General features: G+C 48.9%; 17 protein-coding genes. 5 read left to right on the top strand and 12 right to left on the bottom strand.

What is annotated here, in order from left to right:
- Nucleotides 1-7: 7 nt before the first annotated feature.
- The gene (gene leuD / locus Q1A69_RS09750) at nt 8-655 is read right to left on the bottom strand and encodes a 3-isopropylmalate dehydratase small subunit (protein ID WP_299584649.1); all 648 of its coding nucleotides are present in this window, start codon (nt 653-655) and stop codon (nt 8-10) included.
- Complete coding sequence (leuC, locus tag Q1A69_RS09745) at nt 655-2,103, bottom strand: 3-isopropylmalate dehydratase large subunit (RefSeq protein WP_299584646.1); 1,449 nt, start codon at nt 2,101-2,103, stop codon at nt 655-657. The genes leuD and leuC overlap by 1 nt, the downstream gene beginning before the upstream one ends.
- Before the next feature lie 141 nt (nt 2,104-2,244).
- On the opposite strand from leuC, the gene Q1A69_RS09740 reads away from it, so the two are divergent.
- From Q1A69_RS09740 to Q1A69_RS09730, 3 genes are all read left to right on the top strand, one after another.
- Complete coding sequence (locus tag Q1A69_RS09740) at nt 2,245-3,117, top strand: LysR family transcriptional regulator (protein WP_299584643.1); 873 nt, start codon at nt 2,245-2,247, stop codon at nt 3,115-3,117.
- Between the two features lie 227 nt (nt 3,118-3,344).
- Nucleotides 3,345-4,082: a TIGR04219 family outer membrane beta-barrel protein gene (locus Q1A69_RS09735; protein WP_299584640.1), complete on the top strand. Its 738-nt coding sequence runs from the start codon at nt 3,345-3,347 to the stop codon at nt 4,080-4,082.
- Between the two features lie 113 nt (nt 4,083-4,195).
- Nucleotides 4,196-5,248, top strand: coding sequence for a nitronate monooxygenase (locus tag Q1A69_RS09730; protein WP_299584637.1), 1,053 nt, complete (start codon nt 4,196-4,198; stop codon nt 5,246-5,248).
- 231 nt (nt 5,249-5,479) lie between these two features.
- Here the strand turns inward: Q1A69_RS09730 and Q1A69_RS09725 are convergent, their stop codons facing one another.
- From Q1A69_RS09725 to Q1A69_RS09680, 10 genes are all read right to left on the bottom strand, one after another.
- Complete coding sequence (locus tag Q1A69_RS09725) at nt 5,480-6,223, bottom strand: sporulation protein (protein ID WP_299584635.1); 744 nt, start codon at nt 6,221-6,223, stop codon at nt 5,480-5,482.
- Between the two features lie 569 nt (nt 6,224-6,792).
- On the bottom strand, nt 6,793-6,966 hold the full coding sequence (locus Q1A69_RS09720) for a hypothetical protein (protein ID WP_299584632.1): 174 nt from the start codon (nt 6,964-6,966) through the stop codon (nt 6,793-6,795).
- Between the two features lie 140 nt (nt 6,967-7,106).
- A complete protein-coding gene (locus tag Q1A69_RS09715) occupies nt 7,107-7,466 on the bottom strand; it encodes a 2OG-Fe(II) oxygenase (protein ID WP_299584629.1) in 360 nt (119 codons plus the stop codon).
- A 73-nt stretch (nt 7,467-7,539) separates the two neighbouring features.
- Nucleotides 7,540-8,079 carry a hypothetical protein gene (locus Q1A69_RS09710; RefSeq protein ID WP_299584626.1) on the bottom strand — a complete coding sequence of 180 codons (540 nt, stop codon included), beginning with the start codon at nt 8,077-8,079 and terminating at the stop codon, nt 7,540-7,542.
- A gap of 471 nt (nt 8,080-8,550) precedes the next feature.
- Nucleotides 8,551-8,859: an alpha/beta fold hydrolase gene (locus Q1A69_RS09705; RefSeq protein ID WP_299584801.1), complete on the bottom strand. Its 309-nt coding sequence runs from the start codon at nt 8,857-8,859 to the stop codon at nt 8,551-8,553.
- Nucleotides 8,860-9,292: 433 nt separating this feature from the next.
- Nucleotides 9,293-9,796 (bottom strand): hypothetical protein, encoded by a 504-nt coding sequence (locus tag Q1A69_RS09700; RefSeq protein ID WP_299584623.1) that lies wholly within the window; start codon nt 9,794-9,796, stop codon nt 9,293-9,295.
- A 121-nt stretch (nt 9,797-9,917) separates the two neighbouring features.
- On the bottom strand, nt 9,918-10,493 hold the full coding sequence (locus Q1A69_RS09695) for a hypothetical protein (RefSeq protein WP_299584620.1): 576 nt from the start codon (nt 10,491-10,493) through the stop codon (nt 9,918-9,920).
- 104 nt (nt 10,494-10,597) lie between these two features.
- Nucleotides 10,598-10,765: a hypothetical protein gene (locus Q1A69_RS09690; protein WP_299584617.1), complete on the bottom strand. Its 168-nt coding sequence runs from the start codon at nt 10,763-10,765 to the stop codon at nt 10,598-10,600.
- A gap of 19 nt (nt 10,766-10,784) precedes the next feature.
- Nucleotides 10,785-11,264 (bottom strand): SIMPL domain-containing protein, encoded by a 480-nt coding sequence (locus Q1A69_RS09685; protein ID WP_299584614.1) that lies wholly within the window; start codon nt 11,262-11,264, stop codon nt 10,785-10,787.
- Between the two features lie 142 nt (nt 11,265-11,406).
- On the bottom strand, nt 11,407-11,841 hold the full coding sequence (locus Q1A69_RS09680) for a hypothetical protein (protein WP_299584611.1): 435 nt from the start codon (nt 11,839-11,841) through the stop codon (nt 11,407-11,409).
- A 1,992-nt stretch (nt 11,842-13,833) separates the two neighbouring features.
- Between Q1A69_RS09680 and mutS the strand changes: the two genes are divergently transcribed.
- Both mutS and fdxA read left to right on the top strand, forming a co-directional pair.
- On the top strand, nt 13,834-16,485 hold the full coding sequence (gene mutS / locus Q1A69_RS09675) for a DNA mismatch repair protein MutS (RefSeq protein ID WP_299584608.1): 2,652 nt from the start codon (nt 13,834-13,836) through the stop codon (nt 16,483-16,485).
- 137 nt (nt 16,486-16,622) lie between these two features.
- Complete coding sequence (gene fdxA, locus Q1A69_RS09670) at nt 16,623-16,946, top strand: ferredoxin FdxA (protein WP_020411359.1); 324 nt, start codon at nt 16,623-16,625, stop codon at nt 16,944-16,946.
- Nucleotides 16,947-16,980: the final 34 nt, after the last annotated feature.

Raw genomic sequence — 16,980 nt, 5'->3', positions numbered from 1 at the left:
TTCCTTTTTACTGAACCGCATCGAAAAGCCAGGGAGCTTTTTCTCGCCGCGCTTCTTCATAGGCGCGGATATCTTCGGCATGTTCCAGAGTCAGGTCGATATGGTCGAGCCCGTTGATTAAGCAGTGCTTGTGGAACGCATCCACCTCGAAGGGGATCACTTCGCCACAGGGTTTTAGAATATGTTGACGCTCCAGATCGATGGTAAGTGTGTAGCCTTCCTGCGTATGGGTTTCCTCGAAGAGGCTATGCACTATCTCTTCGTGCAATACGATCGGCAGCAGCCCATTTTTAAAGCAGTTATTAAAAAAGATATCGGCAAAACTCGGCGCAATAATTGCGCGGAAGCCGTGATCTTCCAGCGCCCAAGGCGCGTGTTCACGACTGGAACCACAACCGAAATTCTTCCGCGCCAGCAGCACCGAGCCACCCAGATAGCGGGGGAAATTCAACGGGAAATCCGGGTTGATCGGTCGGTCGGCGCAATCCTGGCCGGGAAAGCCCTCATCCAGATAGCGCAGCTCATCAAACAGGTTGGGGCCGAAACCCGTGCGCTTGATAGATTTCAAAAACTGCTTGGGAATAATCAGATCGGTATCCACATTGGCGCGATCCATTGGTACCACGAGACCCGCATGCTGGGTAAATGCTTTCATCAGGCCATCTCCTCTTCCGCTTGCAGCGGCGCCATCTCGCGCACATCGACAAAATGTCCGGCAATCGCCGCGGCCACCGCCATGGCGGGGCTCACTAAATGGGTGCGACCGCCGTAACCCTGACGCCCTTCAAAATTGCGATTAGAGGTAGAGGCACAGTGCTCACCGGCCCCCAACTTATCCGCGTTCATCGCCAAACACATAGAGCAGGAGGGTTCGCGCCACTCGAAGCCCGCCTCAATAAAAACCTTGTGCAGCCCCTCGCGCTCCGCCTGGGCCTTGACGGCCTGAGAACCGGGCACAACTAAAACCTGTTTAACACTGTCAGCTTTGCTGCGCCCCTTGGCCACAGCCGCAGCGGCGCGCAGGTCTTCAATACGGGAATTGGTGCAGGAACCGATAAATACACGATCCAGGTGGATATCACTGATCTTCTGTCCAGCCCTCAGCCCCATATAGTCCAGTGCCCGCTGCATACCCGTGCGCTTGGTCGCGTCACTTTCAGCGGAGGGATCGGGCACATAGGCATTGATCGGCGCCACCATCTCTGGGGAGGTCCCCCAGCTCACCTGGGGCTCAATTTCCTCGCCGCGCAGCACTACCACGTCGTCGAACACCGCATCATCATCCGAGTGCAGATGACTCCAGGCCTCAACAGCCCGCTGCCAATGCTCCCCCTTCGGTGCATAGGGCTTACCCTGCACATAATCGAGAGTGATCTGGTCCACCGCCACCATGCCCGCACGGGCACCGGCTTCGATGGCCATATTGCACACGGTCATACGGCCTTCCAAGGACATGCTATGAATGACTGCACCTCCGAACTCAATGGCGTAGCCGGTGCCACCGGCGGTGCCGATTGTGCCGATTATCGCCAGCACCACATCTTTGGCGGTAACGCCGGGGAGTAACTCGCCATCCACACGCACCAGCATATTCTTCATTTTGCGCTGGATCAGGCACTGGGTGGCCATCACGTGCTCCACCTCGGAGGTACCAATACCGTGCGCCAGCGCGCCCAGAGCGCCGTGGGTGGAGGTGTGGGAGTCGCCACACACCACGGTCATACCCGGCAAGGTGGCGCCGGTTTCCGGGCCAATCACATGCACAATGCCCTGCCCGGGCTCGTTGATACCGAATTGCACCACATCGAAATCCCGGCAGTTCTCATCCAGGGTCTGTACCTGGATACGGGAAACATCATCTCGAATGCCGGCAACACCGGCAGCGCGCTCTACTGCCTCGGAGGGCACATTGTGGTCCGGAGTAGCGACCAAGGAGTCCCTGCGCCAGGGTTTGCGCCCGGCCAGCCGCAACCCTTCAAAGGCTTGGGGCGAGGTTACCTCATGAATCAAATGGCGATCGATATAGATCAGCGCAGAGCCGTCTTCTCGAGTCTTGATCAGGTGATCCTGCCAAAGTTTGTCGTAGAGTGTTTGCCCTGCCACAACGATTCCTCTCAATAGTTAAGGACTCGAGTCTACCCAGAGCCCCAAAATAACACCAATTTATATTTATTATTAAATGTATTCCAATATGGAATTTGAGTTACCATTGAGCGAAGAGTTCCCAGGCAGGAGGTATGGCGATTGGAGATTCAGTGGTTAAAGGCTTTTCTGGCCATCGCCGAGCGCGGCTCGGTGTCCGGGGCGGCAGAGCATCTGCATTTGACCCAGCCCGCCGCCAGCAAACGCCTCGCGGCTCTGGAGCAGCAGTTACAGGCGCCCCTATTTGACCGCATAGGCCGACGGCTGCAGCTTACCGATGCCGGACGCGCGCTGCTGCCCCGCGCCCGCCATATCCTCAATGAAATCAGCGATACCGAGCAAGAATTGCGCGCCCTTGGCGACACGGTAAGCGGCAGCCTGCGTATCGCCACCAGCCACCATGTGGGCTTGCACCACTTGCCCCCAGTGCTCAAGCAATTCAGCAACCGCTATCCGCAAGTAGTTCTGGATATTGATTTTGTGGACTCGGAACAGGCCTATGAAGCCCTTATGGCGGCCAAATATGAGCTGGCCGTGGTTACCCTGGCCCTAAAAGAGTACCCACATCTCAATGCACAGGTTATTTGGCCGGATCCCTGTGTGGTGGTGGCCGCACCCGGCCACCCTCTCACCAAAATCCCTGAATTGGAACTGGCTGACCTGGCCAACTACCCCGCTATATTGCCGGACCTCAATACCTACACCGGGCGCCTGATCAAACGGGAATTCGACGCGCAGAAATTGAAGCTCAGCGCCAAACTCGCCACCAATTTTCTAGAAACCATCAAGATGATGGCCTGTGTCGGCCTCGGCTGGAGTGTATTGCCGCACACACTGGTAGATGAGAGCCTGGCGATTTTGCCGGTGAAAAAACTGCAGGTATTGCGCAACCTTGGCGTAATCAGCCACCGTGGTCGCACCCTGAGCAACGCCGCCAGTGCCCTGCAGCGAATGCTATTCGAGGCAAACCCTTGAGCCGCGGCACGGCGCCCACACAACAGCCTACCGGCTCCAAAAGTACTTAAAGTGATGTCGGCTGAATGGCAAAACTCATCTCCATTCGACTTAACGGCAATACACAATGATTTCACGCGCCATTTTCACTTCATTCGCAAAGTGATGTGTAAAAATGTGCAACTTACAGCAGCACATAAAAAATAACCCTGTACACTCCGCGAAAAATTTATCACGGAGAAAAACTCATGAATAAATCCGCTATTGCCCTGTGCGCCCTACTCACCAGCAGTGTCGCCAGCGCTGATACGATTCTCGGTTTTGATGCGAGCGTCGGTGCCTGGCTGCCAAATTACAGCGGTAATATTGGTAAAGATGACTTCAATGTGGACAAGCTCTCCCTCAGCGAAGACAACATCACTTTTATTCAGGCCGCACTGGAACACCCAATCCCCCTGGTACCCAATCTCCTGCTCGCACACAGCAAGATCGATACCGATGGCAGTGCCGAACTGCAAAGCAGCGTAACTTTCGACGATGAAACTTTTCAGACTGGAGCGACAATCAACTCCGACCTAGATCTCACCCATACCGATGCCACCTTCTACTACGAAGTACTGGACAATTGGGTCAACCTGGATCTCGGCCTCACTGCACGTATGTATGACGGAGAATTTACCGCCATCAGCGAAGAGCGCTCCGAAACCATTAAACTGGATGGCTACCTGCCCATGGCCTATGCAATGGCGCGTTTTGACCTTCCATTTAGCGGCTGGTCTGTAATTGCCCAAGGCAATGGCACCGCCTATCGCGGGGATACGCTCACCGACTTCACAGCCAAAGTACGCTGGAAATTTGTACCCGCCGTAGATCTGGCTATTGAAGGAGGCTACCGCATAATGAGCCTGGACCTGGATGAACTGGACGATCTGCACAGCGATATCGAGATCAAAGGCCCTTATATTGGTCTCAATCTGCACCTATAAGGTCCTGTCCTAAACCTGCCCTCAATTCGCAAAAACCACCGGCACGCTATAGCTAGCGTGCTGGAATTCCCCTAAGGTGGACTAAACAAAAGGACAGCGAGGCAAACGGGGCAGTGCAACCACTTCTGCAAACTCTGGGAATTTCTCACCCCATCCTTCAAGCACCCATGGTCGGTGTTTCCACCCCAGAACTCGCCGCGGCAGTCTCAAATGCCGGCGGGCTCGGCGCTATCGGCCTTGGCGCTTACTCTCCGCAAAAAGCCGCTGAAACAATCCGGCAAACCCGCGAACTCACCGGGCACCCCTTTAACGTCAATGTCTTTTGTCATCGGCCCGCCATTGCGAATACCGATCGCGAAGCCGCCTGGCTCAATCACCTGGCACCTTATTTTAAAGAGTTCGATACCCTCCCCCCACAAGAGCTACACGAACCCTATCCGAGCTTTATAGGCAACGAGAATATGCTAGCTGTATTGCTGGAAGAAAAGCCCGCAGTTGTGAGCTTTCATTTTGGCCTACCTGAGCAAGCCGCTATCTCCGCCCTCAAAGAGGCAGGCATCACCTTGATCGCCACCGCCACCAATCCCGAAGAAGCACAGCTTGCTGAAGATGCGGGAATGGATGCTCTGGTGGCCCAAGGCGTGGAGGCCGGAGGCCACCGGGGTGTATTTGTACCCGAGGAGGATCGCGAAATAGGCACCTTCACTTTAGTGCGACTACTCTGCTGCCAGAGCAACCTCCCCGTTATTGCCGCCGGCGGTATTATGGACGGCGCTGGCATACACGCCGCCCTCTCCCTCGGCGCCAGTGCCGTACAGATGGGCACCGCCTTTATTCTTAGCCCTGAATCCGCCGCCAATGAAAACTATCGCAAAGCGTTAAAAAGTGAGCGGGTGTACAACACCGCTATCACCGCCAATATCTCCGGGCGGCCAGCCCGCGGCCTCGCCAATCGCTTCTACCGGGAACTGGACAAGAACGCCCCCGCCTTACCGGACTACCCAATTTGTTATAGCGCCGGCAAAGCGCTCGCCAGCGCCTCAACTGTCGCAGATAGCGACGACTTTGTGGTGCAATGGGCAGGACAGGGAGCCCCCCTAAGCCGAGCGCTACCCGCGAAAGAGTTGATAACCACCCTCGTAGCCGAACTGGAAGCCACCCAGTAAAACATCCACAGAAAACCTCAGTAGATAAATTAAAGGCGATGGAAGGCTTTTAGAAAGGCAGGGAGATCCCCGGACTTGAACCAAACGCGTAAAGTAGTGCAGCGGATAGGCGCAGGGCTCCAGTAAATTCTACCTACCAACCCCCAAACGCATTAAAAAGCCGGGCAACAGCCCATTTCAATGCGTTACAGATAAATCCTACTTAGCGAATGAAGCGGATCAACAGACCCACTAGCGAGAAAGAGTAGACGCAACCGCAAACTCAATTTCCCTCTCACAGGCATTCATGCCGAGTGAAAAGGAGAGATATTCATCACCCCGCACGCCAAATTTACGGTCTATCTCCGCAAGGCAGTGAATGGTGCCCGCATCTAAGGTAAAGGAAAGTTCAATTTCTTTAGCCCCTAAAAAGCTGCCACCTTTAAACTCAATTTCTTGGTAACAGCCTGAGCGTGAGGAAAATGAGCCCCCTCGAAGGTACCCTTTTTCCACATCGGTTTTCACCAAGCTAAAACCGCTCTGCTCTATCATCGCAATAATATCTGCTACAACAGGCAATGGTTTAACTTCGAGGTAGTCTCTGTCCTTTGGATCTAATGCAAAATCGATATCGAGAGCGGTTTCCAGCCAAACCCTGCATTGATTTTTCCGCGCCCTCAGCACAGTAATCGGCACCTCGTCATTTAGCTTGATCTCAAAGCGGAGCTTCCTATTCTCACCAACACCAATGGTGAATGTATCGACAACCTGAACAGCATCCAGCACAAAATCGCTATAATTAATCCCATTATCGGTTTCAACTTTTACTTCAGTACATACCTTTACACTGATCGCCTCAATAGCCTGCTCAACGTCACCACCCAAAATATGAATATCTCCGCGGATAATCTCACCCTGAAATACGCTACTACTCTCCAGCACCGTATCCACCTTCGCGGCACCGATTCCCAAAGAAGCCTTTAACTTCTGAAACATTACACCTACTCATCTACCAAACTATCAAAAACTATCAAACTATCAAACTATCAAACTATCAGGCTCAGAATATTAAAAATATAGATTACATAAAAACAACCAAGCTCTTATTTAGATTTAGCCGTAATGAAAAATGACAACATTTTAAATAGGCGAACCATACTGACCGACACTAGACAATAAGAGGTAACTGGCGTGTAGATCAAAGTATCATCACGCGTATCGGCTATCTCACAGATAATTTACTCAGCCAGAGGCTTTATAGCGCTGAGAGAGAGAACCTGACAGTGAACTAAGAAAAAACATAATTTTTCTCTGATAGAGAAATATAACTGTAAGCAAAAACCAATACATAAACGCCTAGTCAATGCTGGCAAAACTTAGAATGCAGCCTTCATCACTCGTATGAGAAAACAACTTACCATCCAGAACATGGTGGTGAAAAACAACACCTACCGGGACAAAAACATGGCTTAAACACTAGACGAAGGACCATAATCACTTGTTATGGACTACGCAGCCAAAGGCACAAGCAGCCAAAATAGCGATTATGAACACGGGCAGAAAATTTACCAAATAGCCAGCCCATTCTCATTGATGAAGACATAGATCGCTTGGAATCCTCTAAAGCGCATGGGCTCACCAGTCATCATATTCCTGCCAATCGCGGATACAGTAAGAAAGCTATAGAGGATTGAGACAAGTGCCCCAACAGTGAAACCTATCAGAACGATCTTAATCATGTTTTTCCCCATTTTTTTTGCGTCCACATCACGTTTTATAGTTTTATACAACCGCACCGGAATGGAATGGAATCACTTTTTGCTAGCGTAGCGCAATGCACAAAGCGGGCGAAGTGTAGGTGATCGGATACAACAACTTATTATACCTGCCACACCCACCCAAGACTAAGTACATAGCGAGTACCCGAAACCACCTTTGAGACAGAATGCTCTGAAAGGTCTGGACGGAAGTATTTCACCCGGGAACTTTCAAAGATCGGTGACCTGCATAAAAATTCACCACCAGTTTTTGCTTTCTTTATAACTACATTTAAGCGGTAGTGATTACCTTCCGTAACTTTATCTGTGTGAGGCGGAATTTCAGCGCCTTCCCTGAACCGAAGAATATAAAAATCAAAAGGAATTGGCCATTTAGAACCGATCAAAAAGAACTTCTCATAACCAGTTTCCTGCCTACCCTTTTCCCATCTCCATACTTTCAATTTTTTAATCTCGATCATTCAGTTACTCAGACGCTTAACACATCAAGAAGAGGCGCGCTTTGGCACGCCCCTCTTACTTGAACTGTTAGATTTATGCGTCACTATACTGCTTAATAAGTTCTTTTATATTTTCCTCAAGGACATCGCCTATATCTCCGCCGGCTCCTCCCATGGATAAGTCACTATCTGCATTAGCCTTATACATAACCTCGCCAGTTTCAGAGTCCTTAACGGTCAATACTGAGTCCACACCACCTTTTCCAGCGCCAAAACCGACAACCCAGCGCAATGCCCTGTTGCCATATTGAACATTGACATCAAGATCTACTAGCAATGTATTCCCTTCTGCTTCATCTAGCGAGTTGATTAGCGTGTATTTACTGCCGTTGACATATTGTTCAAGTTGAGTACGAGAATATGACTCCCACCTCTTCAATTTTTCTTGAAGTGGAGCATTACTCTTCGCTGCTTGCTCATTAGAATATACTCTTACATCTTGAATTAATATATTTCTGTAACTCCCAATATTTTGGGATTGAATATCAGTTTTCACATGCGCAGAGCCGCAACCATACAATATGGAGAACACCACTATCATAAGAAGTGGCTTTATTGTTTTATAGGAACTCATTTATCCTTCCTTTTTCATCGGTTATATTTAATTACTAATCTAACGTCGCAACAACCGGCAGCCGAAGCGGAGCAGGCTGTCCGATGGAGGCCTATAGGGCCGAAGAGAAGCTGGTTGGTTTAATAGTTATAAATTACGGAACACCTCTTTATCCAAGCAACTATAAACACAATGAATGATAACATTATTGAGAGAGGCAGTAGAAGAACCACTGGAACACCACGAATTTGCTATGCGCGATATAAATTAAAAAGAAGACAATTGCAATCAATATAAATAGAAACTGACCCAAAACAGCCCTGTCGCAGCGATCAAAAATTGTACGAAAGCTTACCTTCCTAACTTTGTGGATAACGATAGCTTTTATCTGTAGAAACTGCTTTGCCCTGCGGAAAAGAATGTACCCAGCCCGAGTGCAATTGCCCTCACATATCGCGAGTTGGATCCGTGAAAAATAAAAGTGGTGAGTCTTCAAATTTTTTTGTTGACGCTATTACAGTTACTGGAATACCTGGTATTTGGGGGGTAATCTGGTAATGGACCTTTTGACCAAAAGTCTAGATACTGATTAGACATACCACTGGCAAGATCATCTAGCTTTACTTGGGCTATTTGTTTTCCAGCTAACTCTAAATCAATTTTACGCATTATATCAACGTCATACTCTGAAGCAGGCTCTATCAGCATTAAAACCAAGATTTTATCAGGGTACATTGAAGCGAATCTTCTTGTTATATACGCCCCATAAGAGTGAGCCACATAAACGACAGGTTGTTCTATTTTTAAAGCATCAAGAAAAAAAGATGCCTCTTGAGCATATTCTTCAGAGTTGAATGCAGGGAGGTATAGTTTTTCCTGATCTTCTCAGAACCTCCATTTCAAATTCTTGAATAGCGAACCACTTTTGCTTTTTTGCTAAATCTTCAAAGACTGGGTCCCAGTCTGATAAAAGAGCAGAGCCACCAGCCACGAGGAGAACAGTGTGCTGCCCATTTCCTTTACCTCATATTCAACATTGTAGCCTTTTACTTTCAAAAGACTGATTTCAGCCACAGCACTAAAAGCAAACAAAGCTATTAAAAGCAACCATCCAGATTTTACGTAATTTCCTTAAACGCCAGCACCAGCAAGAACAGCTTTCTAGTTAATGGGTTTGTAGTAGCATAAAAGCACAAATTCAAGCAACGGAAAGAATGTCGTTTTGACTGGCTTGTTAAGGGGATTTAGCACACCACTGGTCAACCGCCTCCTGAGCATTAATTTCAGGCTCATTTACTTTTTCACCAGAGCTTGTTATGCATTCGTTGCCACCACAAGTATAACCAACTGCACGGTCTACCTCACCATGCTCTTGGACAAGACCTATTGCAGAATTGTTCTGTAGGTAAAACCGATTTTTGTATGTGCCCGTTGGAACTAGAAGCGGTACTGGTACGACCCCTACAAATGCTCCACCACCTGCCCAAGAGGCTCCATCTTTATAAATTAAAACTTTACACTCTTTGAATGCACCTACAGAGTCTGGCTGCCCCCAATATTCGATTATCCCCTCTTCCGTATACGGTTCATCTTTTTTCTCAAAGGCAAACTGATTTCGCTCTTTGGCTAGACGAAAATCGGCTCTAGCCCACTCTTTTTTCCCATAAGTGCCAACAGCTAAGCCAACACAACTAGATAGAAGCAAGACTGTAAAAACCACGAATACTACTCGATACATAATTAGCTCTTTAACGTCGTGTTAACTGGCCCAGTGCAGAGGAACCAGCACGTGGTAATGCGAGTGAACCACATGCTGGTGGAGCGTAGCTAGGTCCACACTCAACACTTTGTTGGAAATATCATATGCCGCTTTCTGGCTTTAATCTCTGTTTATCACCTTCAGCTTTCTGTTGCCATTTAGGCAGATACTTAGATTTCAATTTTTCAATTTCACTTGCTTTGCTTTTTGCCCAATCTAAACCAGCCTCATTAGGCACAACTTCGGTTGTGCTATTGTACCAGCTATCAATCTGCTGTTGAGATACACCTCCACTTGCGGGATTTAAACTAAACCTAGCCTTCCATACTCCCATTCTGGGCGACACCAAAACATAGTAGGTTTTATTTTCCAAGAGATTCGCTTCAAGGAAATCTGCATTTTCTCCAATAACCATAAACATATGCTTGCCAGGGTCCGCTTGGTAGGCAACTCTTGTTTGCGCTGACACTGTACCTAGATAATTAGATTCGTTGTAAATCGTCGACTGAACTGCTCCGCCATAATTGGAAGGTCTCATAAAATGAATCAACGCCTTACCTTCTTCGGGTTTTGTTATAACGGATTCCGGTGTAACTTTTGTCATATGATTACTTTGGGTCGCACAGCCTGAAAAAAACAAAACCCCAAGAAATACAATCATCAACCTATTAAACATCTATCTTTCCTTCTTCTATGAATAAAACTTTCTCTAATACCGCCTGAAGCGCCGCGTAAGGCCGTCAAACTGATGACCCTGCCACTACTTTTTTTGCACAACACCTATTTCAACTCACATATAGCAGTAATATGCTGATTGACTTCAATATACTCAGGCACTGACATAATTAAACCCATACCGGACTTGCCGACATCATAAGCCGTCATTATTTCACTAGGCCCGAATTCTAATGCAAATACTGCGTAAGCTTGTCCGAATCTTCCTTCCATTGTGACTCCATATACAGACTTAACTTTTCGTGCTTGAACTTCTGCAAGAGTTTCTTCCTTTTCTCGCACTTTTTTGACTGAACTCTGCGATCATTTCATCTTGATACTCTTTCTTCTTTTTAGTTTCGAAGAGCGCATCCAAGTTTTGAACACCATCCAACTCGAAAAGGCCATTCATTATTTCTGGATATTTGGATAGATTTTCAACTTCCACGCTAAAATCCTGCGTTACTTCGTAGTCCAGAATATCTAGATTAAAAAATCCATCCTTTCTGGCCCTCTTAGCATTCTTATCGATTTTTGTTGATTTTATCTTCTTGGCGGAGATTTCATATTTTTCAAGAACTTCAAGCATTTGAATAGCTGATCTCGAAAGTGATTCGACAGCCTTTTCTGAGGAGCCTTCATATACCAACAAGTTAAACTGAATTTTCACGTAATCCGGTTTCGCTTTTTTATCGAGTCTCTCCGTAACAATTACAAAAGGGAAGTCCGGCACAGGATTTGCCCAAGCAGGAAAGGCAAACATTATGATTGATAGAAAAATCCAATTCTCATATCTGATCTCTCATTGGGTTGTAGCGCCAAAGGTAAGACGTCCCGCGGAAGCAAGCAGGGCCGTAGCATACGGCCTGTGATTGTTATGCATTTTCGAAGACCTGGAGTAATTTCTCACCTACCCAGACCGAAAAAGCTACGATTAGACAACTCAACCCACCACCAAGTGCAGCTGTAACTAGTGCACTAACACCATGTACTTGCTCACCGTTTGCCGTGACCGTACCCAGCCCTAATAGACCCAAAACTCCAAGAAACAGCCACAGCAGACCTATACTGCAGCAGCTAGCAAGAAAACAGCGCTTAAAAGTAAACGAATTTACGTTCTCACTGGCTGCTCTTTGTATGGGGTTAGCACCTGACAGTTCTAAAATCTTATAATGCAACTCTTGAACTTTTATCTTCTTTTTAGAGAACTCAGATTTTATCTCCGCATATCTTTCGGGGTTAGCTTCCTTGTCTATTCCTACGATTGCTTCTTGCAGCTCTTGGATTGTGTATTCTTCAATTATTTTCATAACTAATCTAGTACCATTGCATAACACCTAAAGCACCTGAGCCAAACCAAAGTGCAGCGGAGGTTTTGACGTTGGGCGCCTTTACTTATTAACTGTTTGCTCCTCGATCTTAGCCAGACACTCCCAATATTCATTAGGATCAACAAAAAGCTCTCCTTTAGCTGTGAACTTGAAAAGGGAAAGTTTCATTAGCTCATTAACCCGAAATCCTTCCCTTTTAAAGTACCTCTTGGAGATTCTATCTCGAATATATTCACGTGAGGGATGTGGTGAATAGGCTTTCGCCTTCAACTTATACTTATTCCTGTTTCCACAGTATCGCATAGCCGATTGGTGAATACCTGCAATTAAACCCATATTTCTCAATCGCTCGATCTATGTCTTTGGCCGAGTAAGATTTCTTGATCCCAGAATGTCGCACGACATAGAAAGGCAGTCCTCTCACATACTTAGAATACTGAAACTCATAGAAAAAATTTCTTATGCGATTCATACTTTGAACAGTTAACGCCCAGCGCAGCCAGCGCGGAGCGCATTTCGTGTTAATGTTTGAGTGCCAGCGAGTAACACAAAAGGTGCGTAGCGTTGGTTGTCGCTCTGCCGCTGCTTGTTATGTGGTCCCACCATCGTTGGCACTGAAGTCAATGTGGATCTCATTGTTTTTTACGAACTGGAACGGTGCCTTAATTGATGAAACCAAGTAGCCACCATACGCTCCCAGGATAAGTATTGTACCGACAAACCACATACAAAAAGAGACCAACTCCACTGCAACTGAATAGACTGATAGTTGGCGATTGATCCATTGCACATTACCTAAGATTAGCTGATGCAAAATCATGAAGATAACCAAAGAGATAATTGCAATTAACATGCACTTCACCAGCTGAGCTACAGCGATTCCTCTTTTCACCCGAAAATTCGGCACGCTTTTTAAACGAGACCATATTAGTAATCTAGAGAAAAAGGAAAATAAACTGCAAGTAGAAAGACCAGCAAAAACTATAATGGTATTAAATCAAATGTACTTTGAAATACCCCAAAGGTGAATGCCTGACACTTGGATGTCATTTCTTACATGAAATACATACAGCGCCACCCAGACACACGTAAGTGCGATCGCGACTGGAAGTAAGAGAAGTTGCCTTCTCTGCTCCAATTTTCTGACTTTACCTATCTCGATACTCATAAACTCGATGACACATAACAGTTAATTCAAAAGAAGCGTCTATATATCACCCTTTTATATAGTTTTTCCGCATCCACCCATAAAACCCTGAAAAAATCAATATTATCAGCGGCTTTTCTCTGTTGGCGCAAAATTATACAAGTAGATATATAGCCGATGCATTATATTTCTGGGCTTTCTCTGCCATATATCATTTTTTGATTCCCATAAATATCAATAAGTTAGGAAATTTTTCCCAGAAAAATAAGAAGCGCCTCTCAATCTCTGACACACGAAGCAGGACAGAACCCCTTTTTTTCCATTTATTCACAATTTTGATGCGCCAGCGTATTCATTAGAAGAAAAATTTTCTGATTTAATGGATCTTTTTACCCAACTTTAAGGGTGACTATCACGGGAGATTTTTCTTCAAAAAAGTATTTAAATGGGGAATATTGACGGCTTGAGCTTAAAAGCAAAAAGCAAGAAGCAACATCACTAACCCACAACAGAAACTCCATGTTACAACAACCCACAACCTCCACGCCGGCCATCCATAGTGGTTTGCCCCTCACTCTGCTATTCTGCGCCCCCTGTAAAGAAGCCCTCCGAACTTTGGGCTGGGCCTCTCTGCCCAGACCTGCTGTAATTGCGCGCTTCAGGAACATCAGGTTTGGGCTTTCCGTTCAATATTTGATCGAACGCTTCTGCATATTAAGCCCGCAAACAAGCCTGCCCCCTACCCCGATCTGAGCCAGCCGCGTTTCCTGCGGGGCTCTCGGGGTTGCAAATTTTTTTGTAACTTATTGATTTTATTGAATAAAATGCCAAGAACCGCAAATAAGACCAAAGCCGATAAACCCGAACATACTCCTATGATGCAGCAGTTTTTACGCATCAAGGCACAGCATCCACAAGAGCTGGTGTTCTACCGCATGGGAGATTTCTACGAGCTGTTCTTTGACGATGCCAAGAAGGCGTCAGAACTGCTGGATGTCACCCTCACCGCTCGGGGCAAATCCGGCGGGGAGCCAATCCCGATGGCAGGCATTCCCTATCACGCGGCAGAGGGCTATTTGGCGCGTTTGCTTAAGGCTGGCGTATCTGTAGCAATCTGTGAGCAAATTGGTGATCCGGCCACCAGCAAGGGGCCTGTTGAGCGACAGGTGGTTCGTATTGTGACCCCCGGTACAGTTACCGATGAGGCGCTGCTTAACGACCGTCGCGATAACCTGCTGGCAGCCATCTCGCACCTGGGTGATGTATTCGGCTTAGCGTTATTGGATCTGGCCACCGGCCGCTTTGTGATACAGGAAACGGATACCCTGGAAGCACTGGCCGAACAGGTTCTGCGCCACAATCCGGCGGAGTTGTTAGCGCCGGAGGATCTTGCCCTGCCAGTGGAAATCGAGCGCCGTGCCGGTGTGCGCCGCCGCGCGCCCTGGGAGTTCGAACTGGAAACCGCGCTGCGCTTACTCAACCAGCAGTTTGGCACCATGAACCTGGAAGCCTTCGGGTGCAGCCATATGCATGGCGCTGTGGTGGCCGCCGGTTGCCTGCTGCAATACGCGCGGGACACCCAGCGCACCGAATTGCCCCATATTCGCGGCCTGCTGACCGAAAGTGGCGATGAAACGGTCGCTCTGGATGGCGCCAGTCGCCGCAACCTGGAAATCGATCTAAACCTGAATGGCGGTGATGACAACACCCTGTTGTCAGTTTTTGATAGCTGTAAAACCGCCATGGGGAGTCGCCTATTGCGCCGCTGGCTGAACAATCCGCTGCGCCAGCTCACTATCCTACGCAGGCGCCAGGATGCCATTGCTGCACTGATTGCCGATTATGGCTTTGAGCCCCTACGCGATGCCCTCAAACCCGTGGGCGATATGGAGCGAATCCTGGGCCGCTTGGCACTGCGTTCCGCGCGCCCCCGTGACTTGGCACGACTGGGCCAGTCCCTAGCACAGTTCCCAGAAATCCAGCAGCAGCTGGCGGAGTCAGACGCCGCGCTATTAAAAGAACTGTGCGGCCAGGTCGGTGAGTGGCCTGAGACTGTAGAGTTACTGCAGAGCGCCATTATTGAGAATCCACCCGTCGTAATACGCGATGGTGGCGTTATCGCCACCGGCTACGACGAAGAGCTGGACGAGCTGCGCGCTATTAGCGAAAACGCCGGGGACTACCTGGTGCAACTGGAAGTAAGGGAGAAAGAGCGCACCGGTATTCCCACCCTGAAAGTGGGTTACAACCGGGTGCACGGCTACTTTATTGAAATCAGCCGTGGGCAGAGCGACAAGGCACCAGCGGATTATATTCGCCGTCAGACCCTGAAGAATGCCGAACGCTTTATCACTCCGGAACTTAAGGAGTTTGAAGACAAGGCGCTCTCCGCCAAGAGCCGCGCCCTAGCGCGGGAAAAGGCGCTCTATGAAGAGCTCATCAGTCAACTAAATGCCTCCCTGGCCCAGTTGCAAGCCGCCGCCGCGGGCATCTCTGAGCTGGACGTATTGGCCTGTTTGGCGGAGCGCGCCGACAATCTGCGCCTCTGCCGCCCCGAGCTGGGCACTGAGCCGGGCCTGCATATCAGCGGCGGACGCCACCCAGTGGTGGAGCAGGTGTTGGACGAACCCTTTGTGGCCAACGATATCGAATTGCGCGACAACCGCCGCATGTTGGTGATTACTGGCCCGAATATGGGTGGTAAATCTACCTATATGCGCCAAACCGCATTGATCGCCCTGCTGGCGCACTGCGGTAGTTATGTACCCGCAGACAAGGCTCAAATCGGCTTGCTCGACCGCATCTTCACCCGCATCGGCAGCGCCGATGACCTGGCCGGTGGCCGCTCGACCTTTATGGTGGAGATGACCGAGACTGCCAATATCCTGCGCAATGCCAGCGAGCACAGCCTAGTTCTTATGGATGAGATCGGCCGCGGTACCAGTACTTACGACGGGCTCTCCCTGGCCTGGGCTTGCGCGCACTACCTGGCCGGTGAAGTGCGCGCCTTCACCCTGTTCGCCACCCATTACTTTGAATTGACCGATCTGCCCAACCAGTGTGCGGAAGCGGCCAATATTCACCTGGATGCTACCGAACACGGTGAGGGAATTGTCTTCCTGCACCGTATCCAGGAAGGCCCCGCCTCTAAGAGTTACGGTTTACAGGTGGCCAAGCTGGCGGGCATCCCCGCAGATGTGCTCACCGAGGCCCGCGCTCGCTTGGCGGCACTGGAGGCCGGAGCTCAATCCGTGGATGTGCCAGCGCCTATCTCGAATCCCGCACCAGTTTCCAAACAAGCACCAGAAACAATCGCTACTCCAGAGGCTACAGCCCCCGGTTCTCCCCAGCAGGTTGACCTGTTTGGCAGCCCCGGCCACCCGGCGGTGGACGCCTTAGAGGAGCTGGACCCAGACGATATGACGCCACGTCAAGCTCTGGAAGCACTCTATTCTTTACGCAAGTTATTGAAGTAAAAGGCTGGGCGGCAACCGCCGCCCAATGCATCTTGTTATAAACAGTGAACTAAATCGACTGAAAAGCCACTACAATTCGCGCCAGTAATTGATAAAATCCGTGCTCGAAAGAATCAGCGCACTATTGAGGGACAATCATGACATTCGTAATTGGGGAAAACTGCATTAAGTGCAAATACACCGACTGTGTAGAGGTTTGCCCGGTAGACTGTTTTTACGAAGGCCCCAACTTCCTGGTTATCCACCCTGACGAGTGTATCGATTGCGCCCTGTGTGAGCCGGAGTGCCCCGCCAACGCGATTTTCTCCGAGGATGAAGTACCCGACGACCAGCAGGAATACATTGAGCTGAACGCAGAGCTCGCCGAAGTCTGGCCCAATATCACCGAGAAAAAAGACCCGCTACCCGATGCCGAGGAGTGGGATGGGAAGAAAGGCAAGCTCGAACTGCTCGAGCGATAGCAAATCACAAAAGCCGTCATCGACGGCTTTTTTC

Source organism: uncultured Microbulbifer sp., from assembly GCF_947498635.1.
In the GTDB taxonomy this organism is placed as follows: domain Bacteria; phylum Pseudomonadota; class Gammaproteobacteria; order Pseudomonadales; family Cellvibrionaceae; genus Microbulbifer; species Microbulbifer echini.
The sequence above is the reverse complement of the archived record's forward strand: the minus strand, read 5'-3'. Positions and strand labels throughout refer to the sequence as shown.